The sequence below is a fragment of the Ruegeria sp. AA6 genome (genome assembly GCF_056542865.1).
In genome coordinates, this window is the sequence record NZ_JBQGAN010000001.1 from 585,710 (window position 1) to 610,078 (window position 24,369).

28 protein-coding genes and 1 other RNA gene are annotated in these 24,369 nt (G+C 55.4%); 18 read left to right on the forward strand and 11 right to left on the reverse strand.

The genetic code is table 11. The features are described 5' to 3' along the window. Window positions 1–17 precede the first annotated feature (17 nt). From ACR0LN_RS02720 to fumC, 3 genes are read right to left on the reverse strand one after another with little or no spacing between them, the layout of a single operon-like run. Window positions 18–233, reverse strand: a complete 216-nt coding sequence (locus ACR0LN_RS02720) for a ribbon-helix-helix domain-containing protein (protein WP_480427612.1) — start codon at window positions 231–233, stop codon at window positions 18–20. Continuing rightward, a complete protein-coding gene (locus ACR0LN_RS02725) occupies window positions 230–406 on the reverse strand; it encodes a DUF4169 family protein (protein ID WP_480427613.1) in 177 nt (58 codons plus the stop codon). Before ACR0LN_RS02725 ends, ACR0LN_RS02720 begins: the two co-directional genes overlap by 4 nt. After that, window positions 406–1,800, reverse strand: coding sequence for a class II fumarate hydratase (fumC, locus tag ACR0LN_RS02730; protein WP_480427614.1), 1,395 nt, complete (start codon window positions 1,798–1,800; stop codon window positions 406–408). The genes ACR0LN_RS02725 and fumC overlap by 1 nt, the downstream gene beginning before the upstream one ends. A 204-nt stretch (window positions 1,801–2,004) precedes the next feature. On the opposite strand from fumC, the gene ACR0LN_RS02735 reads away from it, so the two are divergent. Next, on the forward strand, window positions 2,005–2,559 hold the full coding sequence (locus tag ACR0LN_RS02735) for a hypothetical protein (protein ID WP_480427615.1): 555 nt from the start codon (window positions 2,005–2,007) through the stop codon (window positions 2,557–2,559). A gap of 21 nt (window positions 2,560–2,580) precedes the next feature. Here the strand turns inward: ACR0LN_RS02735 and ACR0LN_RS02740 are convergent, their stop codons facing one another. The 7 genes from ACR0LN_RS02740 to ACR0LN_RS02770 form a co-directional block, all read right to left on the reverse strand. Further along, window positions 2,581–3,036, reverse strand: a complete 456-nt coding sequence (locus ACR0LN_RS02740; RefSeq protein WP_480427617.1) for an SspB family protein — start codon at window positions 3,034–3,036, stop codon at window positions 2,581–2,583. A 76-nt stretch (window positions 3,037–3,112) separates the two neighbouring features. After that, window positions 3,113–4,366: a chromate efflux transporter gene (gene chrA, locus ACR0LN_RS02745; protein ID WP_480427619.1), complete on the reverse strand. Its 1,254-nt coding sequence runs from the start codon at window positions 4,364–4,366 to the stop codon at window positions 3,113–3,115. Then, on the reverse strand, window positions 4,363–5,178 hold the full coding sequence (locus ACR0LN_RS02750; RefSeq protein ID WP_480427620.1) for a chromate resistance protein ChrB domain-containing protein: 816 nt from the start codon (window positions 5,176–5,178) through the stop codon (window positions 4,363–4,365). Before ACR0LN_RS02750 ends, chrA begins: the two co-directional genes overlap by 4 nt. A 128-nt stretch (window positions 5,179–5,306) precedes the next feature. Then, on the reverse strand, window positions 5,307–5,738 hold the full coding sequence (locus ACR0LN_RS02755; protein WP_480427621.1) for an ester cyclase: 432 nt from the start codon (window positions 5,736–5,738) through the stop codon (window positions 5,307–5,309). Window positions 5,739–5,837: 99 nt separating this feature from the next. Continuing rightward, window positions 5,838–6,185: a transfer-messenger RNA gene (gene ssrA / locus ACR0LN_RS02760) on the reverse strand. A gap of 36 nt (window positions 6,186–6,221) precedes the next feature. Next, entirely contained in the window at window positions 6,222–6,584 is a 363-nt protein-coding gene (locus ACR0LN_RS02765) for a DUF4345 family protein (protein ID WP_480427622.1), read from the reverse strand. 10 nt (window positions 6,585–6,594) lie between these two features. Continuing rightward, window positions 6,595–7,326, reverse strand: coding sequence for a FadR/GntR family transcriptional regulator (locus tag ACR0LN_RS02770; RefSeq protein ID WP_480427623.1), 732 nt, complete (start codon window positions 7,324–7,326; stop codon window positions 6,595–6,597). Window positions 7,327–7,410: 84 nt separating this feature from the next. Here ACR0LN_RS02770 and ACR0LN_RS02775 point away from each other — a divergent pair, with 84 nt between their 5' ends. From ACR0LN_RS02775 to ACR0LN_RS02855, 17 genes are all read left to right on the forward strand, one after another. Further along, window positions 7,411–8,202: a DUF2182 domain-containing protein gene (locus tag ACR0LN_RS02775; protein ID WP_480427624.1), complete on the forward strand. Its 792-nt coding sequence runs from the start codon at window positions 7,411–7,413 to the stop codon at window positions 8,200–8,202. Window positions 8,203–8,206: 4 nt separating this feature from the next. Continuing rightward, complete coding sequence (locus ACR0LN_RS02780) at window positions 8,207–8,911, forward strand: DUF1326 domain-containing protein (protein WP_480427626.1); 705 nt, start codon at window positions 8,207–8,209, stop codon at window positions 8,909–8,911. A gap of 102 nt (window positions 8,912–9,013) precedes the next feature. Continuing rightward, a complete protein-coding gene (locus tag ACR0LN_RS02785) occupies window positions 9,014–10,117 on the forward strand; it encodes a dimethylsulfoniopropionate demethylase (RefSeq protein WP_480427627.1) in 1,104 nt (367 codons plus the stop codon). Between the two features lie 101 nt (window positions 10,118–10,218). Further along, window positions 10,219–11,214 (forward strand): acryloyl-CoA reductase, encoded by a 996-nt coding sequence (gene acuI / locus ACR0LN_RS02790; protein ID WP_480427628.1) that lies wholly within the window; start codon window positions 10,219–10,221, stop codon window positions 11,212–11,214. Between the two features lie 185 nt (window positions 11,215–11,399). After that, window positions 11,400–11,963 (forward strand): ribosome recycling factor, encoded by a 564-nt coding sequence (gene frr / locus ACR0LN_RS02795; RefSeq protein WP_480427630.1) that lies wholly within the window; start codon window positions 11,400–11,402, stop codon window positions 11,961–11,963. A 9-nt stretch (window positions 11,964–11,972) separates the two neighbouring features. Continuing rightward, entirely contained in the window at window positions 11,973–12,704 is a 732-nt protein-coding gene (locus ACR0LN_RS02800) for an isoprenyl transferase (RefSeq protein ID WP_480427631.1), read from the forward strand. Then, window positions 12,701–13,483, forward strand: a complete 783-nt coding sequence (locus ACR0LN_RS02805) for a phosphatidate cytidylyltransferase (RefSeq protein WP_480427632.1) — start codon at window positions 12,701–12,703, stop codon at window positions 13,481–13,483. Before ACR0LN_RS02800 ends, ACR0LN_RS02805 begins: the two co-directional genes overlap by 4 nt. Continuing rightward, window positions 13,483–14,655 (forward strand): 1-deoxy-D-xylulose-5-phosphate reductoisomerase, encoded by a 1,173-nt coding sequence (gene dxr, locus ACR0LN_RS02810; RefSeq protein ID WP_480427634.1) that lies wholly within the window; start codon window positions 13,483–13,485, stop codon window positions 14,653–14,655. The genes ACR0LN_RS02805 and dxr overlap by 1 nt, the downstream gene beginning before the upstream one ends. A gap of 4 nt (window positions 14,656–14,659) precedes the next feature. Then, window positions 14,660–16,012, forward strand: a complete 1,353-nt coding sequence (gene rseP / locus ACR0LN_RS02815; RefSeq protein ID WP_480427635.1) for an RIP metalloprotease RseP — start codon at window positions 14,660–14,662, stop codon at window positions 16,010–16,012. Window positions 16,013–16,101: 89 nt separating this feature from the next. Then, window positions 16,102–16,230, forward strand: a complete 129-nt coding sequence (locus ACR0LN_RS02820; protein ID WP_480427636.1) for a hypothetical protein — start codon at window positions 16,102–16,104, stop codon at window positions 16,228–16,230. 129 nt (window positions 16,231–16,359) lie between these two features. After that, entirely contained in the window at window positions 16,360–18,720 is a 2,361-nt protein-coding gene (gene bamA, locus ACR0LN_RS02825; protein WP_480427637.1) for an outer membrane protein assembly factor BamA, read from the forward strand. A 12-nt stretch (window positions 18,721–18,732) separates the two neighbouring features. Then, window positions 18,733–19,311, forward strand: coding sequence for an OmpH/Skp family outer membrane protein (locus ACR0LN_RS02830; RefSeq protein WP_480427638.1), 579 nt, complete (start codon window positions 18,733–18,735; stop codon window positions 19,309–19,311). 71 nt (window positions 19,312–19,382) lie between these two features. Next, on the forward strand, window positions 19,383–19,856 hold the full coding sequence (fabZ, locus tag ACR0LN_RS02835) for a 3-hydroxyacyl-ACP dehydratase FabZ (protein WP_480427639.1): 474 nt from the start codon (window positions 19,383–19,385) through the stop codon (window positions 19,854–19,856). Further along, the gene (lpxA, locus tag ACR0LN_RS02840) at window positions 19,853–20,638 is read left to right on the forward strand and encodes an acyl-ACP--UDP-N-acetylglucosamine O-acyltransferase (RefSeq protein WP_480427640.1); all 786 of its coding nucleotides are present in this window, start codon (window positions 19,853–19,855) and stop codon (window positions 20,636–20,638) included. The genes fabZ and lpxA overlap by 4 nt, the downstream gene beginning before the upstream one ends. Before the next feature lie 4 nt (window positions 20,639–20,642). After that, window positions 20,643–21,437 (forward strand): LpxI family protein, encoded by a 795-nt coding sequence (locus ACR0LN_RS02845; RefSeq protein ID WP_480427641.1) that lies wholly within the window; start codon window positions 20,643–20,645, stop codon window positions 21,435–21,437. Beyond that, window positions 21,437–22,594, forward strand: coding sequence for a lipid-A-disaccharide synthase (gene lpxB / locus ACR0LN_RS02850; protein WP_480427642.1), 1,158 nt, complete (start codon window positions 21,437–21,439; stop codon window positions 22,592–22,594). Before ACR0LN_RS02845 ends, lpxB begins: the two co-directional genes overlap by 1 nt. Further along, complete coding sequence (locus tag ACR0LN_RS02855; RefSeq protein ID WP_480427643.1) at window positions 22,594–23,175, forward strand: cadmium resistance transporter; 582 nt, start codon at window positions 22,594–22,596, stop codon at window positions 23,173–23,175. Before lpxB ends, ACR0LN_RS02855 begins: the two co-directional genes overlap by 1 nt. Here the strand turns inward: ACR0LN_RS02855 and mnmA are convergent. After that, on the reverse strand, window positions 23,172–24,317 hold the full coding sequence (mnmA, locus tag ACR0LN_RS02860; protein ID WP_480427645.1) for a tRNA 2-thiouridine(34) synthase MnmA: 1,146 nt from the start codon (window positions 24,315–24,317) through the stop codon (window positions 23,172–23,174). The two genes, ACR0LN_RS02855 and mnmA, sit on opposite strands and share 4 nt — an antisense overlap. Window positions 24,318–24,369 lie beyond the last annotated feature (52 nt).

Here is a 24,369-nt window from a genome sequence, read left to right on the forward strand (position 1 = left end):
AACGCAAGAGACTCGTGTCAGCTGCGGTACCAGTTCAAAATGTAAACACGAATGGCAGATGCTAGACCAATTTCGGGGTCGCGCGACACGTCAATTTCGGCGGCGAGAGCATTGATTGGAAGCTCTTTTTCCTTGGCAATCTCTCGAAAAGCTTGCCAAAATTCGTCTTCCAAAGAAACCGAAGTTCGGTGCCCTTTAAGGGTCAGTGAGCGTTTTATCGGGCGACCGCTCATTCGTCCAACTCACGATCGTCAAGATCGCGACGCTGTTTGTCCTGTTCGAACTTGGTTTCGATTTTTTCGACCTTGGTGCGTCCAAACTTAACAGCGTTCTGGTCAGCGCGGGCCTTTTTCTCAGCCCGCGCTTTTTGCTTTCTGTACCGGTTCAGATTGACCGGCTTTCCCATCAGCCTTTAGGGCCGATCATATGTTCGGGACGAACGACCGCGTCAAAGGTTTCTTCATCCACAAAACCCAGCGCGATGGCTTCTTCCTTCAGGGTGGTACCGTTCTTGTGCGCCGTCTTAGCGACTGTTGTGGCGTTGTCATAACCGATGGTTGGGGCCAGAGCTGTCACCAGCATCAGCGATTCCTTCATCAGCTTGTCGATGCGCGGCTCGTTAGCTTTGATGCCCAGCAGCATCCGCTCGGTAAAGCTGTCGGTGGCGTCACCCAGCAGTTGGATGGACTGCAGCAGGTTGTAGGACATCATCGGGTTGTAGACGTTCAGCTGGAAATGGCCCTGCGAGCCGGCAAACTTCATTGCAGCATCGTTGCCCATCACATGCGCGGCCACCTGCGTCAGTGCTTCAGCCTGCGTCGGGTTCACTTTGCCCGGCATGATCGACGAGCCGGGCTCATTCTCGGGCAGGATCAACTCACCCAATCCTGAACGCGGTCCCGAGCCCAGCAGGCGAATATCGTTGGCAATCTTGTAGCAGGAACCCGCGATAGTCGCCAACGCGCCCGACAGGAACACCATCGCATCATGGGCGGCCAGCGCCTCGAACTTGTTGGGTGCGGTTACGAAGGGCAGGCCGGTGATGTCGGCCATGTTCTTGGCAACAGCTTCATCCCAGCCGTTATGGGTGTTCAGACCGGTGCCAACAGCGGTACCGCCCTGCGCCAGCTCGTAGATGCCGGGCATGCAGGCTTCGACCCGTGCGATACCCTGACGGATCTGGTGTGCATAACCGCCGAATTCCTGCTCCAGCGTTAGCGGAGTGGCATCCTGCGTATGCGTGCGGCCGATCTTGATGATACCCGCAAACTCTCTCGCCTTTGCTTCCAGCGCCGAGGCGAATTTCTCGAGACTAGGCATCAGGACGTCCCTTACGCTCATCGCCGTGGCGATATGCATGGCCGTTGGGAACGTGTCGTTCGAAGACTGACCCATATTGCAGTGATCGTTCGGGTGAACCGGATTTTTCGAACCGATCACACCGCCCAGAATCTCAATCGCGCGGTTGGCTATAACCTCGTTCGAGTTCATGTTCGATTGTGTCCCGGATCCGGTCTGCCAAACGACCAGAGGGAAGTTATCGTCAAATTTGCCTTCGATCACTTCGCCCGCAGCCTGAATGACTGCGTCCGCGATTTTCGCATCAAGCTTTCCGATCGCTTTATTTTCAATGGCGCAGGCTTTTTTGATCACACCCAGCGCACGCACGATGGCCACCGGCTGCTTTTCCCAACCGATTGGAAAGTTCATGATCGAACGCTGCGTTTGTGCCCCCCAATACTTATCGGCGGGTACTTCCAGCGGGCCAAAGCTGTCGTATTCGGTGCGGGTCTGAGACATCTGTCACTCCGTCGTGTATACAGTTGCATGCCGTTTACCCGCAACAAAGTTTGGGTGCAATCGGCCAGTTGCGCGCAACATAAACTTAACGCTGCCAGAGGTATAGGTAGAAGGGTTAACGAAATTTATTGTAAAACACATTGTACGTGCCTACCGCTGAGCTAAAATAGACTGATCATTACGTCGGAGGCTCAGGTGGGCAAAATGTTTCGGACTTATCACCTGAAAACTATAGTTTTTTCTATTGGGGTGCTGTTTTGGGCCGTAGCGGCCTGCCTGCCGGTCAGTGCTGCAAACATAGAGCCCTTCGTTGGTAACTATGTCGGATCGGCAAATGTTGTTGACGATGACGGAACGGAAACGCCACGAGACATGAGTGTCTCCATTGAAAAGCTCAAGGATGGTTTCAACGTCAGCTGGACGACAACAACCTACAAAGCTGATGGCCGTGTCAAAGCCCAAAAGTTTTCAATAGATTTCAAAGAATCCAACAGGTCTGACGTCTTTTCCGCCGCCATGAGACGGAATGTTTTCGGGCATGAAGTCCCGCTTGACCCGATGCAGGGAGAACCCTTTGTCTGGGGCCGGATAGAAGGTGAAACATTGACCGTATTTTCGTTGTTTATTGGCGAGACTGGGGATTACGAATTGCAACAGTATGACCGAACCCTCGCTGAAGGCGGTCTGGATCTGTCATTTTCACGGTTTCGGAACGGCGTAAAATCCCGCTCGGTCGAGACATTCCTTCAGAAAGAATGACACCCGCAGTTTCGAAAGACGTTACTTTCGGAAACTGTCCAGCGAGACGACATCAGCATCATGCTGATCTTCTTCTTCGACCTCGATTGATTCTTCCGAGATGGGCTCGAACTCGTCCTCATCATCCGGGCTCTCAAAGCGAAGACCGAACTCGACCGATGGGTCGACGAAGGTTTTGATCGCAGAGTAGGGTATGTACAGCGGTTCAGGCGCATCACCAAAGTTCAATGTAATCGCAAAACCGTCGTCGCCAACCTCAAGGTTTTCGAACCAGTGCTGCATGACAATCGTCATCTCTTCGGGATAACGATCACGCAACCAATCGGCCAGCTCGACCCCATCCTGCCGGGTATCGAAGGTGATAAAGAAATGATGTGCGCCAGGTAGGCCGTTATTGGAAACGCTGGTCAGAACGGTCTTGATAAGACCGCGCATTGCGGTGTGCATCAGGTTCCCATAATCGATGTCTTGCGACATATGTCATCCTCAAAAGTGGTTCCTCACAGCATAAGGGATTTCGACGGAAACGAAAGACCGGGTGTGTGAGGATTGTTTAAAGAAAATGTAATCCGGTTCCAACTGCAGCCACCATGACCAGCGTAGTGGCCATCCCTAATTTAAACTTAAAAATCAATAGCCCTGCCAGAAGTGTCAGTCCCAGTGAGGCTGGATTCAGGCTGGTTGGAACGGGCCAGGGTATAGTCACCGGTCCCCAAGATTTTTCGGGGATTTCTTGAAAAAGAACGTTCAGACTGAACCAAACGGAAAGGTTGAGAATCACACCAACCACGGCGGCGGTTATCCCGTGTAGTGCCGCTGACAATTTTGGGCGGGCAGCCAGCTGATCCAGATAGGGGGCGGCAAGGAAAATCCACAGAAAACAGGGGACAAATGTAGCCCACAAGGCAACCACCCCCGCCGCGATGGCCAACGAAGCGCCGCCGCTGATCTGGCCTGTCAGCATAGCGACAAACTGGGTCACCAGTATTAGTGGTCCCGGTGTTGTTTCCGCCAGTCCCAGCGCGTCGATCATCTGGTCCGTGCTGACCCAATGATACCTGTCGACGACAGTCTGCGTCATGTAGGCCAGCACTGCATAGGCTCCACCAAAAGTAACCACGGCTAAACGGGCAAAGAACCAACCTAGATCGCTTAGCAGTTTTTGGCCCGCCAAGGTCAGCAGCAGTAGCGGCCCCAGCCACAAAGTAAGCCACAAAACGGCGGTACGTAGTGTTCCAGTGACTTTGGAGGTGGTCTGGATCCCCGCAGGCGCGGCCTCTCCTTGAAAGCTTACATAACCCCAAATGGCGGCAGCCAGAATGATCAAAGGAAATGGAAGGTTAAACGCGAAGATCGCCACGAAACCCAGCCCGGCAATGGCCCGGTGGTTAACGTCTGTAAGTGCCTTGCGTGCCAGGTTTCGAAGGGCTTGCAGGACAATGACAATCACTGTGGCTTTTACGCCCAGAAACCCGGCTTGCACAATCGGAAGATTGCCATATGCCGCGTAGAGGCCCACCAATACCGCGATGACACAGGCTCCGGGCAATACAAACAGAGCGCCAGCGATCAAGCCACCTTTAACACCTTGCAACCGCCAACCAGCGTAAGTCGCCAATTGCATCGCTTCAGGGCCGGGCAGAAGCATACACAGTGACAGGGCTCTTAGGTAGGTTTGTTCATCCAGCCACGGGCGCCTCTCGACAAGCTCTTGATGCATCAGCGATATCTGAGCGGCTGGCCCTCCAAATGACAGAAGGCCGATGCGGCCGAACACGCGAACAAGCTCCGAAGTCGTAGGTGTCATGTCTTTCGATCCGCTGGCCAGTCATGCTGTTCGTCAAAGCCATCGCGGGCCCACCGATACAGCGCATCATACAAGTGCAATCCCGCTTCAAGGTTCTGGTGGTCGTCGCGATACTGTCGCGACAGGCCAACTGAGACTGCCAGCAACCCAGCGGCTTCGGGGGCAAGATCATGGCGGTTGGTGTCAGCAGCCCGAACAACCAAGGCAAGGCGGTCGAGTGCAGGCGTGTGCAGCTGAAATTCGTCCAGCATCGTGTCAAAGGTACAGCGGTCATGCCGATGAGACCAAAACGTATCCTCTATGTCGAAAGGAACACCATCAAAGGCATCGGCAGTGGCCTTAACCTCGGACGGGGCAACGAATAAGAACTGCGCGTCCGGGTCCACGAACCGCTTGATCAACCAAGGGCATGCAATCCGATCAATCTTGGGGCGCTGGCGAGTGACCCAAACGGATGGACCACCTTTGCGCTTTGGTATGGCAGAGTCAGGAACCCGGGGTGCGCCGGACGTGTCCCGCCATCCGAACATGCCGCCCTCCAGAAATTCTGCTGCACACCCTTTGCTGCGCAGCCACGAGACAACACCCTGGCTGAGTTTCTTACCTTTTTGGCAGATGATGATCGCTGCGCTGTCACCGATCCGATTGGCGATGCCATCGATATCTTGTGCGGAGTGGCGGACGGAACCCGGTATCAAGAAGGGGTCGGCGTCAAAATCCTCATCCAGACAAATGTCAATCAAAACCGGAGCTTGCGGTGTTCCGATCAGACGCATCAGTTGTTTCGGATTGATTGAATTGGGCGCAGGCATAGCATGTCTCCTGATCTGAGCGGATACATGCGAAACTTGGGCTGACGCCTCACGGGGCGTTCGCAATCTTACCCCATGATCTTTGCTTACGTCCAAGCGCGCAAAGGGTCAAGATTGCGTTGATCGTGTCACGCCCAATCCAACCGCTGACCAGTCATGCAAACGGGCAAGGTATCTTGCGGAAACTGACCGAGCTGCTCGAACAATGAAACGAAATCGAACTGGTTATACGCCTCGACCATGCGGCCATCCTTTACTCGCGCAAACACGCTGCCAGTGGCCTGTAGAGGTGCCCCATTGTCCGCCCGCGTGGTGCTGACATGCAAGATTGCGGATACCCAATCCCCGTCCTCGATGATCTTGGGAAGTTCAACCTTTATATCCCCAAGGACGTGACGGAAAGCCATGACGAGGTCTCGGAAATCATCTGCACCGACTTGCATTTCGGGGATCAAACCCTCAGCCATTGTTTCCGGTGAAAAATACTGATCAATCGCGTCTAGGTTTCCGTTTTCCCAAACTTCGGAATACCATTCCTTGACGACGTCTGCATGTGACATCCCGACTCTCCTTTTTCTGCCAGGGTCAGCATGAGACGAAAGGGTGAAAAAACTCTGAACGTGAACAAGGTCACGGTTAAACCACAGACATGAAGGGGAAATGCAGGTTTCTGTTGCCAGGTACCTGCGAACCCCGCCTTACGCGGCTAGGCGCAAGGGCTTAGATTTCGGTCTTGTTACTGCTTACGCAGCAACTGCAACCGGAGCACGATTGTCGTTTGCAATTGTACTAGTTTCGCCGATAACGGTGGCAGACAGCCGAGACAAAGCTAACCCCTTTAGACGTTCGTCGATCCTGTTTCGGCCCCAAAATCCCCAAACGAAGGATGGTTGGTGGAGCCGCCGGGTACCGCCCCCGGGTCCGATCCGCTTATTACGAGCGCGTTTATGTCCATAGTCCCGAAGGACATTACCTATATAGGTGAGCCAAGGCTGGGATGCAAACCGGGAATTTAAGCTTGTGGCATAATAGAAAACAACAAGTTACGCAGTCTTGTTGATGTTCGCCAAGATTAACCAAAGCGCCAAAGCCAACTCGATTCCTCCGAATGTCACCGCTTTGACGATCGGAGGGTTGTCCAGAATGACCGAAACGAACCGACCGAGGGCTGCACCGGCGTAGACCACTCCTAACATGGCATAGGCCATAGGATTGTTCAGCCAAAGTACCACGGCTCCGGTTACCACGAACAGACCGCCAACCGAGGCGCGCATTTCGCTTAACCCCATGTTGCTTTCGGTCGGCGCGAGGTCCAATGAAGCAGCGGTAAAAGCCGGAGCCAGAAACCCGAACAGGCCAAACCCTATGGTCAGTACGGCTGCTATTACGTTCAGCGCAGTGGTCATTTTTCCCTCGTCACGCGGGTTTACGGTGCTGTTGCGCCACGTCTTGCGCCAGCTTACGCGTGTAGTCCTCAAGCTCAACCAGAGTTTTGTCTACCTTCTCCGCGTCCCGCGCCTCTAACGCGTCGGCGATCTGGTTGTGAAGGGCTATGATCTCTTCGCGGGACCGCGCGGTGAACGTGATCATGTTCATCAGTGGCTGCATCGCCTCGACTGCGCCGGCTAGTTGATACGACAAAACCGGATTTCCCGCGCCGTCGACCAGAGCCCGGTGAAAGGCAACATCCGACGCGCAGAAAGCCTCATCAGTAAGACCGGGTTGCGCCTGACGAAAGATTTCAGCGCGCATCGTTGCAAGTTGATCGGCTGTCCGACGCTGCGCTGATAGTGGCGCACAGGCGCGTTCCAGTGCAAATCGGGCCTCGCACGCGGTATCAAAACTGACCGCATTCATTGACAACAGCAGCGTCGAGGTCGTGACCTGTTGCGCATAAGCGTCCTCAAAACTGATGCGGTTGACGAAGGCGCCGCCACTGGCGCCACGCTGCGTGCGGATAAGCGATTGTGCGGCAAGACGCTTCAAAGCCTCACGCACAGTGGGACGGGAGACCTGAAACTGGTCGGACAGTTCGGCCTCGGACGGCAAACGCTCGTCCACAATCAATTCGCCTGAGATAATGGCGTTGCGAATGGCCTGCGCGATCTGTGCGGACAAGTCGGTAGGTTTCTTGGGGTCGATTTTCATATTTCGGAGTCGCCTGAAAAAATCATTTGTCTGACATTTAAAAGTCTGACATTTGAAAAGCAAGGACTGAGTCGGGAGGGACACGTGAGTCGCGCAGTTCTACGAAGCGGATTGTGGTTAGGGTTTTATATCCTGATCCTGTGGGCGTGGTGGATGATGTTCACCATGAGCCGCGAAATGGATCTGGACTGGATCGGTCGTCCGGGGCCGATGGGTCAGGCGATGGCGGCCATGGACCCCCGCATGGACATGTATATGCCGATGGCCGAGTTCGCGCCGCTGTTCTGGATGTGGGCGATCATGATGGCGGCCATGATGTTGCCGACGCTGGTGCCGACCCTGCGCAGTTATGAGGATCTGATCCGCAGCGCCAATGGCACCCGATCGGGATGGGTTGGCGTTCTGACCGGCTACTTCATCGTATGGGTTGGTTTTGCCGCACTGATTACGGGCGTTCAGTTGGTCCTGCTGTTCGGCGGCGTCGTCGACATGTTGGGCATCGCCAAGTCCGGCTGGTTCGCAGGCGGTCTGATGATCGCAGTCGGCGCGTTTCAGTTCACCCGCGCGAAAGAGGTTTGCCACGGTGTTTGCCACGCACCAATGACCTATTTCCTAGGCCATTGGAAAACGGGCTTCATTGGCGGTCTGCGTATGGGCCTCGGGCTTGGAGCGTTCTGCGTCGGTTGCTGCTGGGGCTTCATGGCACTGGGGTTTGTTGGTGGAGTCATGAGCCTGCTTTGGATGGGCCTCGCGACGCTTTTTATGGTTCTCGAAAAGCTGCCTCAGATCGGTCATGCGGTGACACGACCGATGGGGTTTGCACTTATCGCAGGGGGAATCTTCCTGCTCATCTATCCCTTTACTTTCGGAGGATAAGTATATGGCTAAAAATAGAAAACCCGAGGCTGACAAGCTGCCGATCAGCCAACGCATCGACAGCCGTATGCCCAACCCAAAACGGCGAGAGATGAGCCCGACAGATTGGGCGATAAAGGGCGAGTTGATCCTGAACTGTTCATGCGACGTGTTTTGCCCCTGCGTGGTCTCGCTGGGCGCGCATCCTCCGACCGAGGGGCATTGCCACGCCTGGATGGGAGTCATCATTGACGAAGGCCACTATGAGGGCGAGGACCTTTCAGGTCTGAACGTCGGCCTTTTGGTGGATATTCCGGGTCGCATGGGCGAAGGCCAGTGGAAGGTTGCGGCTTATATGGACGAACGCGCCAGCGGCAAAGCGTATAACGGATTGCTGCAAATCTTCAGTGGTCAGGCAGGCGGAACCACCGGTCTTTTTACCATGCTGGTTAGCGAAATCATCGGAGCCGAACGTGCTCCGGTCCAGATTGAGCGTGACGGGAATAAGCGCCGTATTGTGATTGGCCGAAAGATACAGGGTGAGGTTGAGATGCTGGCGGGAAAAGACCCCGAGCATCCTGTCATGGTATCAAACTCGAAATACTGGATGGGGCCGGACATTATCGTAGCGCGAGGGACCAAGTCCAAAGTGCGAGATTACGGTCGTGTTTGGGACTTTGGTGGCAAATCGGCCGAGATTTGTCCGATCGACTGGCATGGGCCTAAGTGATTGTACAGAAGCTGCCGGTGCGGGAACCAATTTCGGATGGTGGCCCAAACCGAAGCAACTGGACCTGCCAGCGATCCAGTCTTGATTCTTAAGGAGGCTTGAATGCCGCAAATTTCACTGTCTCGTAGATTGCGCCGCACCCCATTCTCGGAAGGGGTCGAAGCTGCGGGAGTCAAAGGATATACGGTTTATAACCGTATGTTGTTGCCAACCGTTTTCGAAAGCGTCGAGGCGGACTACCGGCATCTCAAGACCCACGTGCAAGTTTGGGACGTGTCATGTGAGAGGCAAGTTGAATTGCGCGGGCCTGACGCCGCCAAACTGATGCAGATGCTGACACCGCGCGATCTGCGCGGGATGCTGGCCGGGCAATGTTTTTATGTGCCCATCGTCGACGAAACCGGGGGGATGTTGAACGACCCAGTAGCCGTAAAACTATCCGATGATCGGTGGTGGATTTCCATTGCCGACAGTGACTTGTTGCTTTGGGTTAAGGGCATTGCCAGCGGATACAGGTTGGATGTTCTGGTGGATGAGCCGGATGTTTCGCCTTTGGCTGTACAAGGCCCCAAGGCGGATGACCTAATGGCGCGTGTGTTCGGTGACCGGGTGCGGGACATCCGGTTCTTCAAGTTCGATATGTTCGAGTTTGAAGGCCGTGACCTTGCGGTGGCGCGGTCAGGGTATTCCAAGCAGGGCGGTTTCGAGATTTATGTTGAAGGCTCTGAAATCGGTATGCCACTTTGGAGCGCTCTATTTGCTGCGGGTGAGGATCTGCAGGTGCGTGCTGGGTGCCCCAATCTGATCGAACGCATCGAAGGTGGATTGTTGTCGTACGGCAATGACATGACTGACGACAACACGCCGCATGAATGTGGCTTGGGCAAGTTTTGTAACACGCATACCGCCATCGGGTGTATTGGCAGAGACGCGTTGCTGCGCGTGGCCAAAGAAGGGCCGGTCCAGCAAATGCGCCCGATCGCAATCGATGGCAACCCTGTTCCGCCGTGCGACCGGCCATGGCCAGTGATCGCTGATGGTAAGCGGGTAGGGCAGGTGACATCTGCCGCGTGGTCCCCGGATTTCAAAACGAATGTGTCTATCGGCATGATACGATTAAGCCATTGGGATGCCGGGACCGTTCTGGAGGTTGAAACGCCAGATGGAATGCGGCGCGCGACAGTACAGGAAAGGTTCTGGATTTAAGGGTGGATGGGGGCTGTGCCCCCGTCGCTGTGCGACTCCCCCAAGATATTTTTGGCCAGGTGAAGATCGGGGCCTGGAGATAGAAAACGAAAGGAAATCAGATGTTCAACGCCTTGGTCATGGAAAAGGATGATGAAAGCGGGCTGGCGGCCCCTTCGTTCAAGCAACTGACGGTGGATGATCTACCGAATGGCGAAGTGACCGTGGCGGTCGAGTATTCCACGGTGAACTATAAGGACGGCCTATGCCTGTCTGCTAAAGGTGGTGGATTGGTGCGCAATTACCCGCATGTGCCGGGAATTGACTATGCAGGAACAGTCGAGGCGTCGTCTGATGATCGCTATAAGCCCGGAGACAATGTGGTTCTGACCGGTTGGCGTGTTGGCGAAGCGCACTGGGGTGGATATTCGCAGAAGGCGAACGCGTTGGCCGATTGGCTGGTGCCTTTGCCGAACGGCCTGGATGCGCGTCAGGCTATGGCAGTGGGAACGGCTGGATTTACGGCCATGCTGGCGGTCATGGCGCTGGAAGATCACGGAATGACGACCGACCACGGGCCGGTGCTTGTGACGGGTGCTGCGGGTGGTGTGGGTTCAGTGGCTACCGCAATTCTCGCCAATCTGGGCTATGAAGTTGCGGCCGTGACTGGGCGCCCTGAGGCTGGTGAGTATCTGAAGTCGCTGGGAGCCACCACGATCGTTCCGCGGGAGGAGTTGAACGAAACGACCAAGCGCCCACTAGAAAGCGAAACCTGGGCGGGATGTGTCGACGCCGTCGGAGGAGAGATGTTGGCGCGTGTTTTGGGGCAGATGAAGTATGGCGCGTCGGTCGCCGCTGTCGGTCTTGCGGGCGGCGCGGGTTTGCCTGCGACAGTCATTCCATTCCTGCTGCGCGGGGTGAACCTGCTGGGCATCGACAGTGTCATGCAGCCTTATGCCAACCGGGTGCGGGCCTGGCAGCGCATTGCCACTGATTTGCCGATGGATAAGTTGGAAGCAATGATCCAGCCGGCGACCCTGGCTGATCTGCCACAATTGGGCGCGGATATCCTGAGTGGGAAAGTCAAAGGACGCGTTGTCGTCGATGTAAACGCTTGATCACAAAGAGATAGAACAGACCAGCTGGTTCTGACGGTGGCCGGTCTGTTCTTTTCGCAATCTTCGCGAAAATGCCGCAAACACCTCTGGCCATTGGCGCATTTCCACATCATCATTGCTATACATCCCATTTGCGATGGCTTATGAGCCTTGCAAACAGCACCTGAAGACGGGGAGTGAGCAGCATGTCTGACGATTTTGTACTGGATACCGATGATCTGAAACGGCGCATGGAAGGCGCCATGTCCAACCTCAGAACCGAATTCGCCTCGCTTCGGACCGGGCGGGCCTCGGCCTCTATGCTAGAGCCGGTGATGGTTGATGCCTATGGCTCGATGACGCCGATCAATCAGGTGGGTACGGTCAACGTGCCCGAACCACGCATGGTCACGGTAAATGTCTGGGACAAAGGTTTGGTCGGCAAGGTCGAAAAGGCCATCCGCGAAAGTGGGCTGGGGATTAACCCGCAACTGAACGGCACCATCATCATGCTGCCAATCCCCGAACTGAACGAAGAGCGTCGCCGAGAGCTGGGCAAAGTTGCAGGGCAGTACGCGGAACACGCCCGTGTTTCGATCCGGAATGTGCGTCGTGACGGGATGGATCAGATCAAGAAGGCCAAGGCGGATGGTATGTCCGAGGACGATCAGAAGTTCTGGGAAACCGAAGTTCAGGACCTGACCGACGAGATGATCAAATCCGTAGACGCTGCGCTTGAGACCAAGCAGGCCGAGATCATGCAGGTCTGAGACCGGATCATGCTAAACGACCCGCATAATGCGCCCGTGCGAGGGCCGCGCCATGTCGCAATAATTATGGACGGAAACGGTCGCTGGGCGCAGGCGCGCGGCCGGCCGAGATTGTTCGGACATCATGCCGGTGCGCGGCGGGTACGCGAAGTGGTTGAGGCCTGCCCGGAGCTTGGGGTCAAATACCTCACGGTATTTGCCTTCTCGACCGAGAACTGGAAGCGCACCCAAGTCGAGGTGGCGGGGCTTATGAGCCTGTTCCGCCGCTACATCACCAAAGAAACCAGAAACCTGAAAGAAAGCGGAGTGCGGGTGCGCTTTATCGGTGATCGGGTGCGCCTGGATTCTAAGCTGACAGCTCTTATGGATTCCCTGGAAGAGGAAACCAAGGACAATGATCGGGTTCACCTGACGATTGCATTGAACTATGGCGGCCGGGACGAGGTAGCCCGGGCGACCAAACGTCTTGCACGAGATGTGGCCGAGGGGCGTTTGCGCGCCGAAGACGTGGATGAAGAAACCCTACCTAAGTATCTGGATACGCACGTTTTACCCGATCCGGATTTGGTTATCCGCACCAGTGGTGAGGCGCGAATCTCGAATTTTCTTCTTTGGCAGTCTGCCTATGCTGAATACGAATTTATCGACACGCTATGGCCGGACTTTACAGCAGCCGAACTAGAAAGACTGTGTCGCAGCTATGGGTCTCGCGATCGTCGTTTCGGAGCTGTTCCGGCATGAGCGACGGCAGGTGGTCTGACCTGACGGCTCGGGTTCTGTCGGCGGCAGTACTGGTCATAATCGGCTCGGTTGAGGTCTGGTTGGGCGGACTATGGTTCGAAAGCTTCATTGCAATTGCCTGTGGTTTGATGACCTGGGAATTGGTGCGGATGATTGCGCCAGAGAGGGCTGGTGTGGCGGTGCAACTGGGTATTTTGACTGCCGTTGCGGTGGTTCTCAGTTATCATCTACCTGCACTTTTTAAGCTGCCGGTCCTGCTGGCTCCGGCTTTGGTTGGGGCAGGGCAGGTTGGTAGATCCAGAACAACTTATGCGCTATTTGCTATCTGGATTGCCGCTGCCGGATTGGGATTCATCTCAATCCGCGAGAATATGGGATTCGGCTGGATGGTGTGGCTGATCTCGGTCGTGGTTGCCACGGATGTGGCCGGGTATTTTGTTGGAAAAACCTTTGGCGGCCCTAAGTTCTGGCCCAAGGTGAGCCCCAAGAAAACATGGTCCGGAACTGCAGGTGGTTGGGCTGCGGCCGCAATCGTAGGGGTTGTTTTCGCCGTTCATGCAGGCTTTGGCGTGATGTTCGTCGTGATCTCGGTCATGGCGTCGATGGCCAGTCAGGCCGGAGACATCGTCGAAAGCGCGACCAAGCGAAAGTTCGGGGTCAAGGATAGCTCGAACCTCATCCCGGGACACGGTGGGTTTCTGGACCGGTTTGATGGAATGATGGGGGCGGCCCTGTTCGTTCTGATCGCGGGGCTGATCTATGCCCCCGGAGGCATGTAATGCGCAAAGTGTCAGTGTTTGGTGCAACCGGTTCCATCGGGCAGAACACTATTGATCTGATTGATCGAAACCAAACGGCATACGACGTCGTGGTACTCACCGGTGGTGCGAACATCAAAAAATTGGCCGAAGATGCACGCCGGCTGAATGCTGATATTGCTGTAACTGCGCATGAGGATCGCCTCGATGATCTGCGCGCCGCGCTGGCTGGCAGTGGCGTTGAGGCTGCCGCCGGTCAAACTGCGCTGACTGAAGCCGCTGCACGACCTGCAGACTGGGTTATGTCCGCCATTGTCGGTGCTGCCGGATTACTGCCCGGACTAGAGGCATTGAAGCAAGGCGCGACACTGGCGTTGGCCAATAAAGAAACGCTCGTGTGTGCTGGCCAATTGGTGCGGGAAACGGCGAAGGCCAACAATGCCCGTCTTCTGCCGGTGGACAGCGAGCATTCCGCCGTGTTTCAGGCGCTGGTAGGTGAGGATATGGATGCCGTTGAGCGGATCATCATCACCGCTAGCGGTGGTGCATTCCGCGACTGGCCGTTGCGCGATTTAGCCAATGCCACGGTCGAACAGGCCTCCAGCCATCCGAACTGGAATATGGGACAGCGGATCACTATCGACAGCGCATCTATGTTCAACAAGGCGCTGGAGCTTATTGAAACCAAAGAATACTTTGGTGTCTCGCCGGATCAGATCGAAGTCATCGTGCACCCAGAATCCGTTGTGCATTCTATGGTGGGGTTCAAGGATGGTGCGGTCATGGCCCATATGGGTGCACCCGACATGCGGCACGCTATCGGGTACGCTTTGCACTGGCCGGACCGGCGGGAATTGCCAATTGAACGCCTGAACCTCGCGAACTTGGGTCAACTGCGCTTTTACGAGCCAGACGAAGCTCGCTATCCGGCGTTGCGGCTGGCGCGAAATGTGATGGAGAGGGGCGGTCTGTCTGGTGCCGTGTTCAATGCCGCCAAAGAGCGTGCACTTGATCTGTTTATCGCGCGTCGAGTTGGTTTTCTCGAGATGGCTAAAATCGTCGAAAACGTTTTGGACAGATTCGAGGCTTCAGACGGCCTTCTTGATGCCTCGTTTAACCTTGATAACGTGCTGCAAACGGACCATCTGGCACGTAAGTGGGCCGAAGAGGCCATGATGAAGACAGCAGGATAAACCCTTGGACGTACTCTCTCTGATCCCTCAATTCGGTAATCTGTTGTACACGATCGTTGCTTTTGTGGTCGCGCTGTCTGTCATCGTGGCGGTGCATGAGTACGGCCACTACATCGTCGGTCGCTGGTCTGGTATCCACGCCGAAGTGTTTTCTATTGGATTTGGTCCGGTACTCTGGAGCCGAATGGATAATCGGGGCACAAAGTGGCAGGTTGCTGCTTTACCCTTCGGCGGATATGTCAAGTTTCTTGGCGATGCCAATGCCGCATCTGGCAAAGACGAAGATGCGATGCACGAAATCACCGAACAAAGCCCGGAAGACTTGCGCCGCACCATGCACGGGGCGCCGCTATGGGCGAGGTCCGCCACGGTTGCTGCCGGTCCGATTTTCAATTTTGTGATGTCTATTCTGGTTTTTGGCCTGATTTTTATGTCTCAGGGCGTCACGCGAGAGCCTTTGACAGTAGGCGAGATTTATGGCCTTCCCGGAACGGTTCAAGGGCTGAGAGATGGCGACGAGATTGTTGCAATTGCCGGCCTGGAAGTTCCCGATTTTGATCAACAGGGCGCATGGACAGGCTTCACCGACGCTCTTCCGGTTGAACCGGAACTAGATTACACGGTCATCCGGGATGGGCAACAGATGGACGTGACCGGCCCGTGGCTATTTCCAGCGCTGATCCAGCAGGTCGTACCACGCAGCGCAGCCATGGATATCGATCTTCAGGCCGGTGACGTGATTACAGCGGTCAACGGAGAACCAATATTTGCCTTTGAGCAGCTCAAAGAGCATGTAGAAAGTTCAGACGGCAAAGTTCTTTTGCTGGACGTATGGCGTGACGGGGCCGAGTTGGAATTTGCCTTGGCTCCTCGCCGCACGGATGAGCCCCAGCCGGAAGGTGGGTTCGTAACTCACTGGCGCATAGGGATAGTTGGCGGAATGGCTCTTGAACCGGCAACCGAGCCAGCGGGTGTAATGGCGTCTTTGTCAGGGGGCGTTCAACAGACACTCCGAATTATTGACGGTTCGCTTTCGGGAATCTGGCATATGGTTACCGGTGCGATCAGCACCTGCAATATATCCGGGCCAATTGGTATTGCCGAAACCTCTGGTGCCATGGCCAGCCAAGGAGCACAGAGCTTCATCTTCTTTATCGCGGTGTTGTCGACTGCGGTTGGTCTATTGAACCTGTTTCCAATTCCGGCGCTGGACGGTGGGCATCTGGTTTTCTACGCCTATGAAGCGGTTGCTGGCAAACCTCCGAGTGATGGGGTTCTGCGGGTTCTGATGGGCATAGGCGTATCCTTGATTCTTGGCCTCATGATCTTCTCAGTCACTAACGATCTGTTCTGCTGATTGTGACTTTTGAGGCATGAAATCGCCCCATTTGCGCCGCAATTCACGCGTACAATATGTTTTGAATTTAGTCCGCATCAGAGGCTGAGATGACAAAAGTTCTGCGTCGTTCTGTAAAGGGTTTTAGTTGCCTGTTCATTCTGAACTGGGACACGCTACTGTTCTTCGGCGCTACGGGTGTGGCTATGGCCGGATGGTTCTATCTGATCACTATGTGATTCTTCATCAGACTTAGCCAAGTGGTAAAGCAGCGGCCCTTGTGGCCGCTTTACGTTTTGGTCTTTTGACAAGCCCAGATATTCTCGCTACTCAGCTTTAAAGTCCAAAAATATTGGGTAGTGAAAATAATGAATCAGAGGCGAGGCGCGGGTACATCCTGCGGGGGGCAAGGGCCAGCAGACAAGATTTTGTGGCGGTCACTAACGTTCATTTTCTTTTTGACGCTGGTTGGTTTTGGCCCTGTGCCGCAAGCAGCATGGGCTCAGAATTTCGTCGTCAATTCCTTCGATGTGGAGGGGAATCGCCGCGTCGAAACCTCCACCATCATCGCCCGCACGGGTATTGAACCGGGGCAGTCCGTCAGTGGTGGAGAGTTGAACGATGCCTACCAGCGTTTGCTTGACAGTGGTGTTTTTGAAACAGTCGAACTGACGCCTCGTGGCAGCACATTGATCATCAAGGTCGAAGAATATCCGACCATTAACCGGATCAGCATCGAGGGAAATCGCCGCGTAAAAGATGACGTTTTGCTTGAAGCTATTTCGTCCGAACCACGGCGCGTGTTTACACCGCAAGTTGCTGAGGCCGATGCTGACTTGATTGCCGAGATTTACTCGGCTCAGGGCCGCGTTGCTTCGACAGTCATCCCACGAATTATACGGCGCAGCGACAATCGGGTGGATTTGGTATTCGAAGTCGCCGAGGGTACCACGATCGAGGTTGAGCGTGTCAGTTTCGTAGGAAACCGCGCCTTTTCTGATCGCCGCCTGCGCCGGGTTCTCGAAACCAAACAGGCTAATTTCTTACGAACATTTCTTAGTGGCGACACGTTCATCGCTGACCGGATCGAGTTCGACAAGCAGGTTATTCGGGATTTTTATCTGTCCAGGGGATATGTGGATTTTCGCGTTAACAGTGCGAACGTGGAGTTCACTCGTGAACGCGATGCCTTTTTCCTTGTGATGAATATCACTGAAGGGCAAAAATTCTCGTTCGGACAAATCAGCACTGTCAGTGAAATTCCGGGCGTCGATCCTGCTCCTTATCAGGATGCGCTGAAAATTAGGCCGGGCGTGACTTATTCACCGACGCTGATCGAAAACTCGATTGCCCGGTTGGAACGCCTTGGGATCAAACAGGGCGTCGATTTCCTGCGGGTCGAACCCCGGGTCACTAGAAACCCGCGCGATTTGACGCTGGACATCCAGTTTGTACTTACAAAAGGTCCACGGATTTTCGTCGAGCGGATCGACATCGAAGGCAACACAACGACGCTGGACCGCGTTATCCGTCGTCAATTTGACACTGTAGAGGGCGACCCATTCAACCCGCGTGAAATTCGTCAAGCGGCGGAACGTATTCGCGCTTTGGGCTTCTTTGCCGTCGCTGACGTTGAGCCGCGTGAAGGTTCTACGCCCAGCCAGGTGATTGTTGACGTTGATGTCGAAGAGCAACCAACTGGCTCCCTCAGCCTGGGCGGTAGTTACTCGGTCTCCGATGGTTTTGGTATCGCGATTGGTTTGAGAGAAACGAACTTCTTGGGGCGTGGGCAGACAGTTGGGCTCAACCTGTCGACTGCACAGGATGCCGAACAATACTCGTTGAGTTTTTCGGAACCATATTTGCTGGGCCGTCGACTGCGTTTTGACGTTGGGCTTGGCCTGTCGACAACCAACTCAAGCTTTGCCAGCTACGACACCGAGACGTTGTTCTTTCGCCCTCAGCTGAGCTACGCAATTGGTGAATTGTCATCACTACGCTTGCGCTACATCTGGGAAGACAGCGAGATGACGCAACAGGGTGATGAGGTCAACGGAGCTGTCATTACTTCGGACATCGATCAGGGCTCTCGCACAACCAGCGCGCTTGGTGTGTCGTATGTCTATGACAGCCGCCTCGGTGGCCTGAATCCAAATGCAGGGGTGCTTTTTGAGGTTGGTGTCGACGCTGCCGGATTGGGCGGTGACAACGAGTATTTCAAAACGACGGCTCGCACTATCGCGCAGACCCGTGTCTGGAACGAAGAAGTCGTTCTTCGCGCCACCGTGGAAGTGGGCGCGCTTCATTGGACGGGCAATGATTTCAGTCGTACCATTGACCGATTTGTTTTGGGGCCGAACATTTTCCGCGGTTTCGAACCAGCCGGTATCGGTCCACGCGACCTGTCCAACGGTCAGGACGACGCGATCGGCGGCAACTACTATTGGGTTACGCGCCTCGAATCGGACTTCCCATTAGGATTGCCGGAAGAATTCGGTCTGCGTGGCGGCGTGTTCTATGATTTCGGAAACTTGTACAATCTGAATGACGTGAACACGGCTGGGGGTGACATCGTCGGCGAAGACGGATCGATCCGCCATGTGATTGGGGTTTCAGTTTTGTGGACGACGCCTTTTGGCCCGTTGCGTTTCAACTTCTCTCAAGCGTTGAAGAAAGAAGACTTTGACAAAGAGCAGAACTTTGACCTGACTATTCAGGCCCAGTTCTGAACTTGAATGAACATGAACGTTTATAAGAAGCTGCAGGGCCTTCTTGGGGCCCTGTGTCTTTTTCTTTCCCTTTCCGTTGCGGACCCTGGCATTGGTCAACAATTGGGTGTCCCACAGAGTAGCGTTTTGACGTTGTCCAGTGATCGCTTGTTCGCTGAATCTGCATTTGGAAAACGCGTTCTGCGCGAGATTGAAGCGGAAAGCGTTTTGCTTGGCGACGAAAACGAACGGATCGTTAGCAGCCTCAGCCAGGAAGAAAAGGAACTTACTGAAAAACGCGGGACCATGACGGTAGAAGAGTTCCGCCCACTGGCCGAAGCATTCGATTCTAAGGTTCAATCACATCGGGAAGGGCAACGCGCCAAATTGGATGCACTTGCCCGCCGGAGCGAGGAGGCTCGGCAAAAATTCTTTGAGCTGGTGCAGCCGGTTTTGATCGACCTGTTACGCGAAACCGGTGCTTCTATTGTCATTGAGCGGTCGAATGTCTTTCTAAGTGCCGATCGTACCGATATCACCGACGCAGCAATTGCGCGGATTGATGCCGCGATCGGTGACGGCAGCGCCGTAGAAAATGGATCCAGCGAATAGGTTTGCTTGCCCTTGGGGCGTGGTATTGCTAACCACGCGCAAACAGAAATCCAGAACGGGACAACGACATCATGAGCACGGAAACCAAGAGCGCAGATATCCAGCTGATCCAACGGATTTTGCCGCATCGCTATCCGTTTCTGTTGGTTGACAAAGTGGTTGACATCTCAGGTTACCAGTCGGCCGTTGGGGTCAAAAACGTCACCATGAACGAACCGCATTTTCAGGGCCATTTTCCCGGCACTCCGATCATGCCAGGGGTGACCATCGTCGAAGCGATGGCGCAAACTGCGGGTGTGATGTTGGGCGTCGGCATGGATGTGATCGACAGCGAGCTGCTGATTTATTTCATGAACATCGACAAGTGCAAATTCCGCCGCAAGGTGGTTCCGGGCGACGTTCTGGAGATGCATGTCGAGACTGTGCGTGGGAAAAAAGGCGGCAAAATCTTTAAGTTCAGTGGCCGTGCGACGGTCGACGGAGAAGTTGCGGCTGAGGCTGAATTCTCAGCCTATGTCGACTGGGACATGGAAAAAACAACATGAGCGGCATCCACCCAAGCGCAATTATCGAAGACGGTGCGCAAATCGGTGAGGGCTGCATTATTGGGCCGTTCTGTTATGTCGGCGCACAAGTCAAGCTTGGTGAGCGGGTCGAATTGAAGTCGCACGTAGTCGTTACTGGTGACACCTCGATCGGTGATGAAACTGTAGTCTTCAATTTCTCAGTTATCGGTGAAATTCCACAGGATCTGAAATTTGGGGGCGAAAATACACGGCTTCAGATTGGCAAACGCAACCGCATCCGTGAACATGTGACCGTGAATACCGGCACTGAGGGCGGCGGCGGCGTTACTCGGATAGGTGACGACTGCCTGTTGATGGCTGGCGTGCATGTGGCGCATGACGTTCAGATCGGGAACCGGGTGATCATGGTGAACCACGCCGGCGCGGCGGGCCATTGCGTTATCGAAGACGATGTCATCGTTGGCGGAATTTCAGGTCTGCATCAATGGGTCCGTGTCGGTCGCGGAGCAATCATCGGCGCGCTGACCATGGTGCCCAATGACGTAATTCCCTATGGTCTGGTTCAAGCGCCTCGCGGAGAGTTGGACGGCCTGAACCTGGTCGGCTTGAAGCGCAAAGGTGTATCCCGCGAGGATATCTCGGCCCTACGCGTCGCGTTCCGTGAGCTGTCCGAAGGTGAGGGCACATTCATGGAGCGGGCCCACCGCGTTGGCGCCGACAATCAGAGCGAATACGTGCAGCGGATCGTCGATTTCGTGACCGGTCAAACAGATCGCTCGTTCCTGACGCCGAGGAAATAAGCGGATGCTTGCGCTGATTGCCGGAACGGGCGCTTTGCCGGGTGAAGTGGTTGACCGTTTGAGCGACCGCCCACTGGTCTGTGCGATGGAGGGGTTCACCCCCGATACGTTAACCGCTGATATCGTTTTCCCTCTGGAGCAACTGGGCAGTTTCATCGCTGAACTTAAGGCAAAGGGCGTGGCCGAGATTTGTATGGCAGGCGCGGTTCGACGTCCGGCCATTGATCCGTCGCGGATCGACGCCGCGACTATGCCTCTGGTTCCCATTTTGCAGCAGGCACTCATGTCAGGTGATGACGGCGCTTTGAGGGCGGTGATCGCGATATTCGAGGATGCCGGGTTGACTGTTCGCGCTGCTCACGAAATTGCGCCGGATCTTCTGCCGCCGCTGGGTTGTTTGACCGAAGCACAGCCCTCCGATGCTGATTTGGCCGATATGGACCGGGCCGCAGGAGTTCTTCGGGCTATGGGTGCGGCGGATATCGGGCAGGCTTGTGCGGTCTCCAAAGGTCAGGTGTTGGCCGTGGAAAGTATCTTTGGCACGGACTGGATGCTGCAATCGCTTACCCAACGCCCCGACGCGGGAGGAGGCGTTCTTTTCAAAGCCCCTAAACCCGATCAGGACCGCCGGGCTGATCTGCCAACCATTGGGCCGGGCACTGTCTCCAGTGCGGTAGCCGCCGGTCTGGCGGGCGTCGCCATCGAAAAGGGTGGGGTTATCGTATTGCAGCAGGACCGGGTTATCGACGAATGCAACCGCCTGGGTCTGTTCCTTTTCGTGCGAGAGCGGGCCAGCTAATGCGCGTTTTCGTGGTCGCCGGTGAACCTTCGGGCGACCGTTTAGGCGGAGCCCTGATGGAAGGGCTCCGCAGTCTCGTGCCAGATGTTCAATTCGATGGCGTCGGCGGACCGTTGATGCAGGCGCAGGGCCTGAAAAGCCGCTTTCCAATGGCTGAGCTTTCTGTGATGGGGCTGGTCGAGGTTCTTCCCAAGTTCTTTCATCTCAAAAGACGGATTGCTGAGACTGCTCAGGCTGTTCTGGATTCGCAGCCGGACGTGCTGATCACCATCGACAGCCCTGACTTTTCGCTTCGTGTTGCAAAGCTTGTCAAAGCCAAAAGCGACATCAGAACCGTGCACTACGTGGCCCCCAGCGTGTGGGCGTGGCGACCGGGGCGGGCCGATAAGATGGCCAAGGTAATCGACCATGCTTTGGCTCTACTTCCGTTCGAGCCCCCCTACATGGAACGGGCTGGAATGGAATGCGATTTTGTCGGGCACCCTGTCGCCACTGAGCCGGTGGCCTCGGACGAAGATATCCAACAGTTTCGCGAAAGTTACGATCTTGGGAATGCGCCGATCATTCTGGCTCTGCCGGGGTCACGAGGCGGAGAGATTGAGCGTTTGGCCCCGGTCTTTGGCGACGCATTGCGTATTTACCTGAAAGATCAGCCAGACGCCCGAGTAGTTGTGCCAGCAGTAGCGCATATGGTCGAAACAGTGACTGGGCATGTACAAAACTGGCCGGGAAAGCCGGTGGTTGTTGATCCGCGGGAAATGGCATCGGAGCAAGCTGTTCGACAAAAAAGGGCTGCGTTTGCCGCGGCTGATTTGGCGCTGGCGGCGTCGGGGACAGTGTCACTGGAGTTGGCCGCGCAATCTACGCCGATGGTGATTGCGTACAACCTCAATTGGCTGACGACGCAAATAGCCAAGCGAATGGTGAAACTGGATACAGTGACGCTTGTCAATCTGGTGTCCGAAACCCGGATTGTGCCCGAGTGCCTTCTGGACGACTGTCAGCCCGATAAAATTGCTGCTGCTCTCAATCAGGTTGCGGCATCCCCGGATGCGCAGCGCGACGCTATGGCAACAACCATGGAGCGCTTGGGACGTGGCGGAGAGGCACCAGGTTTGCGGGCGGCCAAAGCTGTCCTGACAAGGATGAATGCGTAATGCTGGATTTCGTGCTTTTTGGCCTGTCGGCTTTTATGGCGCAGGTTTTGACCAATCTCGACAATCTGGCGGCATTGCTGGCGTTGACGCTCGTATCCGGCGCAAAAAGGGCGATCTTTGGTTTTTTATTGGCGCAGGTCATTGTGATTAGCGCCGCTTTATTACTTGCTTTGGGCGTTGAAGATGTCGTTCCGCACTGGGCTGGTTATCTGGGCCTGATTCCGCTGAGCCTTGGTATTTTGGCTTTGATACGGCGCAAGCGTGGAACCGACACCGAAGCAAACCCAAACTTGGAAACCGGGGCTTCGGTTATCATGGTCACTTTGCTGTTCATCAGCCTGTCCATGGATACGTTCGCGGTGCTTGCGCCACTGCTGGCGGACTCGGCCCCGAGTTTCCGAACCGCGGGCGTGATTGGCGCAACTCTTGCGGCGCTCGGTCTGGCGACAGTAGCGATGTTCGGGTCAAAAGCCCCTTTCATGAGCGGCGCTTTGGCCCAGCGGCTGGAACGCCTTGTGCCTTATGTGATGATCTGCGCCGGGCTGTATATCCTCAGCAACTCTTGGACTGACGCGATTTAGTAACCGCGCCAGATCCAGCCACCGCCAAAGATACGGCTGCCTTCCGAGGCATAGAATACGCAGGCTTGACCCGGTGATACGCCTTCTTCGGGCGTTAGCAACTCGACTTCTGCCGTGGTGTCTGACAGCGGCCGAATAATCGCTTCACGCGGTGGGCGGGTCGAGCGGACCTTAACCGAAACATGCCATTCCTTTTGCGAAGTAAACGGCTCATCGCCCAGCCAGTTGATCTCACGCACTGGAATAGTGCGGGTCGCCAGCATTTCCTTTGGTCCAACGACGACCTGTTTCTTGTCGACGTCCAGTTTGACGACGTAAAGAGGCTCACTAAGGCCACCAATGCCCAGACCACGGCGCTGCCCGATCGTGTAGTGGATGACGCCTTCGTGTTGCGCCAACACACGGCCATCCGCATGCACGATCTCACCAGGCTCCGCCGCACCGGGGCGCAGCTTTTCAATGACGCTGGCATAGTTGCCGTTTGGAACAAAGCAGATGTCTTGACTATCGGGCTTGTCAGCCACGGCCAGACCGTACTGCGCCGCCATCTCACGGGTCGCGTCTTTCGACGGCAGGTGGCCTAGCGGAAAACGCAGAAAGTCCAGTTGTTCGGGTGTGGTCGAGAACAGAAAGTAGGATTGATCCCGGTTCGCGTCCTCGGCACTGTGCAGCTCTGGTCCGTTTGCGCCCATCTTGCGCTGGATGTAGTGGCCGGTGGCCATACAGTCAGCCTCGAGATCCTTGGCGGTTTCCAGCAAGTCCTTGAACTTCACCCGCTCGTTGCAGCGGATACAAGGGACCGGCGTCGCGCCTGCAAGATAGCTGTCGGCGAACTCGTCGATGACGGCATCCTTGAAGATGTTTTCATAGTCCAGAACGTAATGTGGGAACCCGCGCTCCTCGGCTACGCGCCGCGCGTCGTGAATGTCGATGCCTGCACAGCACGCACCTTTCTTGGCGAGTGCAGCACCATGGTCATATAGCTGCAGCGTAACCCCAACAACGTCATACCCTTCATCGGCCAAATGGGCAGCCACGACAGAGCTGTCCACGCCACCGGACATGGCAACAACCACCCGTGTTTCCGACGGGGGTTTGGCAAAGCCAAGCGAGTTCAGCGGTGTCTCGGTGTCGAGTGCCATGACGATTCCAGTGCGGGTTAAGAAAGACCGGCAGAATATAGGAAAATTCTAC

Excerpts from the sequence above, each read along its gene's own strand:
- ACR0LN_RS02720 (WP_480427612.1), bottom strand. The coding sequence starts at position 233 with ATGAGCGGTCGCCCGATAAAACGCTCACTGACCCTTAAAGGGCACCGA.
- ACR0LN_RS02725 (WP_480427613.1), bottom strand. The coding sequence starts at position 406 with ATGGGAAAGCCGGTCAATCTGAACCGGTACAGAAAGCAAAAAGCGCGG.
- fumC (WP_480427614.1), bottom strand. The coding sequence starts at position 1,800 with ATGTCTCAGACCCGCACCGAATACGACAGCTTTGGCCCGCTGGAAGTA.
- ACR0LN_RS02735 (WP_480427615.1), top strand. The coding sequence starts at position 2,005 with ATGTTTCGGACTTATCACCTGAAAACTATAGTTTTTTCTATTGGGGTG.
- ACR0LN_RS02740 (WP_480427617.1), bottom strand. The coding sequence starts at position 3,036 with ATGTCGCAAGACATCGATTATGGGAACCTGATGCACACCGCAATGCGC.
- chrA (WP_480427619.1), bottom strand. The coding sequence starts at position 4,366 with ATGACACCTACGACTTCGGAGCTTGTTCGCGTGTTCGGCCGCATCGGC.
- ACR0LN_RS02750 (WP_480427620.1), bottom strand. The coding sequence starts at position 5,178 with ATGCCTGCGCCCAATTCAATCAATCCGAAACAACTGATGCGTCTGATC.
- ACR0LN_RS02755 (WP_480427621.1), bottom strand. The coding sequence starts at position 5,738 with ATGTCACATGCAGACGTCGTCAAGGAATGGTATTCCGAAGTTTGGGAA.
- ACR0LN_RS02765 (WP_480427622.1), bottom strand. The coding sequence starts at position 6,584 with ATGACCACTGCGCTGAACGTAATAGCAGCCGTACTGACCATAGGGTTT.
- ACR0LN_RS02770 (WP_480427623.1), bottom strand. The coding sequence starts at position 7,326 with ATGAAAATCGACCCCAAGAAACCTACCGACTTGTCCGCACAGATCGCG.
- ACR0LN_RS02780 (WP_480427626.1), top strand. The coding sequence starts at position 8,207 with ATGGCTAAAAATAGAAAACCCGAGGCTGACAAGCTGCCGATCAGCCAA.
- ACR0LN_RS02785 (WP_480427627.1), top strand. The coding sequence starts at position 9,014 with ATGCCGCAAATTTCACTGTCTCGTAGATTGCGCCGCACCCCATTCTCG.
- acuI (WP_480427628.1), top strand. The coding sequence starts at position 10,219 with ATGTTCAACGCCTTGGTCATGGAAAAGGATGATGAAAGCGGGCTGGCG.
- frr (WP_480427630.1), top strand. The coding sequence starts at position 11,400 with ATGTCTGACGATTTTGTACTGGATACCGATGATCTGAAACGGCGCATG.
- ACR0LN_RS02800 (WP_480427631.1), top strand. The coding sequence starts at position 11,973 with ATGCTAAACGACCCGCATAATGCGCCCGTGCGAGGGCCGCGCCATGTC.
- ACR0LN_RS02805 (WP_480427632.1), top strand. The coding sequence starts at position 12,701 with ATGAGCGACGGCAGGTGGTCTGACCTGACGGCTCGGGTTCTGTCGGCG.
- dxr (WP_480427634.1), top strand. The coding sequence starts at position 13,483 with ATGCGCAAAGTGTCAGTGTTTGGTGCAACCGGTTCCATCGGGCAGAAC.
- ACR0LN_RS02820 (WP_480427636.1), top strand. The coding sequence starts at position 16,102 with ATGACAAAAGTTCTGCGTCGTTCTGTAAAGGGTTTTAGTTGCCTGTTC.
- bamA (WP_480427637.1), top strand. The coding sequence starts at position 16,360 with ATGAATCAGAGGCGAGGCGCGGGTACATCCTGCGGGGGGCAAGGGCCA.
- ACR0LN_RS02830 (WP_480427638.1), top strand. The coding sequence starts at position 18,733 with ATGAACGTTTATAAGAAGCTGCAGGGCCTTCTTGGGGCCCTGTGTCTT.
- fabZ (WP_480427639.1), top strand. The coding sequence starts at position 19,383 with ATGAGCACGGAAACCAAGAGCGCAGATATCCAGCTGATCCAACGGATT.
- lpxA (WP_480427640.1), top strand. The coding sequence starts at position 19,853 with ATGAGCGGCATCCACCCAAGCGCAATTATCGAAGACGGTGCGCAAATC.
- ACR0LN_RS02845 (WP_480427641.1), top strand. The coding sequence starts at position 20,643 with ATGCTTGCGCTGATTGCCGGAACGGGCGCTTTGCCGGGTGAAGTGGTT.
- lpxB (WP_480427642.1), top strand. The coding sequence starts at position 21,437 with ATGCGCGTTTTCGTGGTCGCCGGTGAACCTTCGGGCGACCGTTTAGGC.
- ACR0LN_RS02855 (WP_480427643.1), top strand. The coding sequence starts at position 22,594 with ATGCTGGATTTCGTGCTTTTTGGCCTGTCGGCTTTTATGGCGCAGGTT.
- mnmA (WP_480427645.1), bottom strand. The coding sequence starts at position 24,317 with ATGGCACTCGACACCGAGACACCGCTGAACTCGCTTGGCTTTGCCAAA.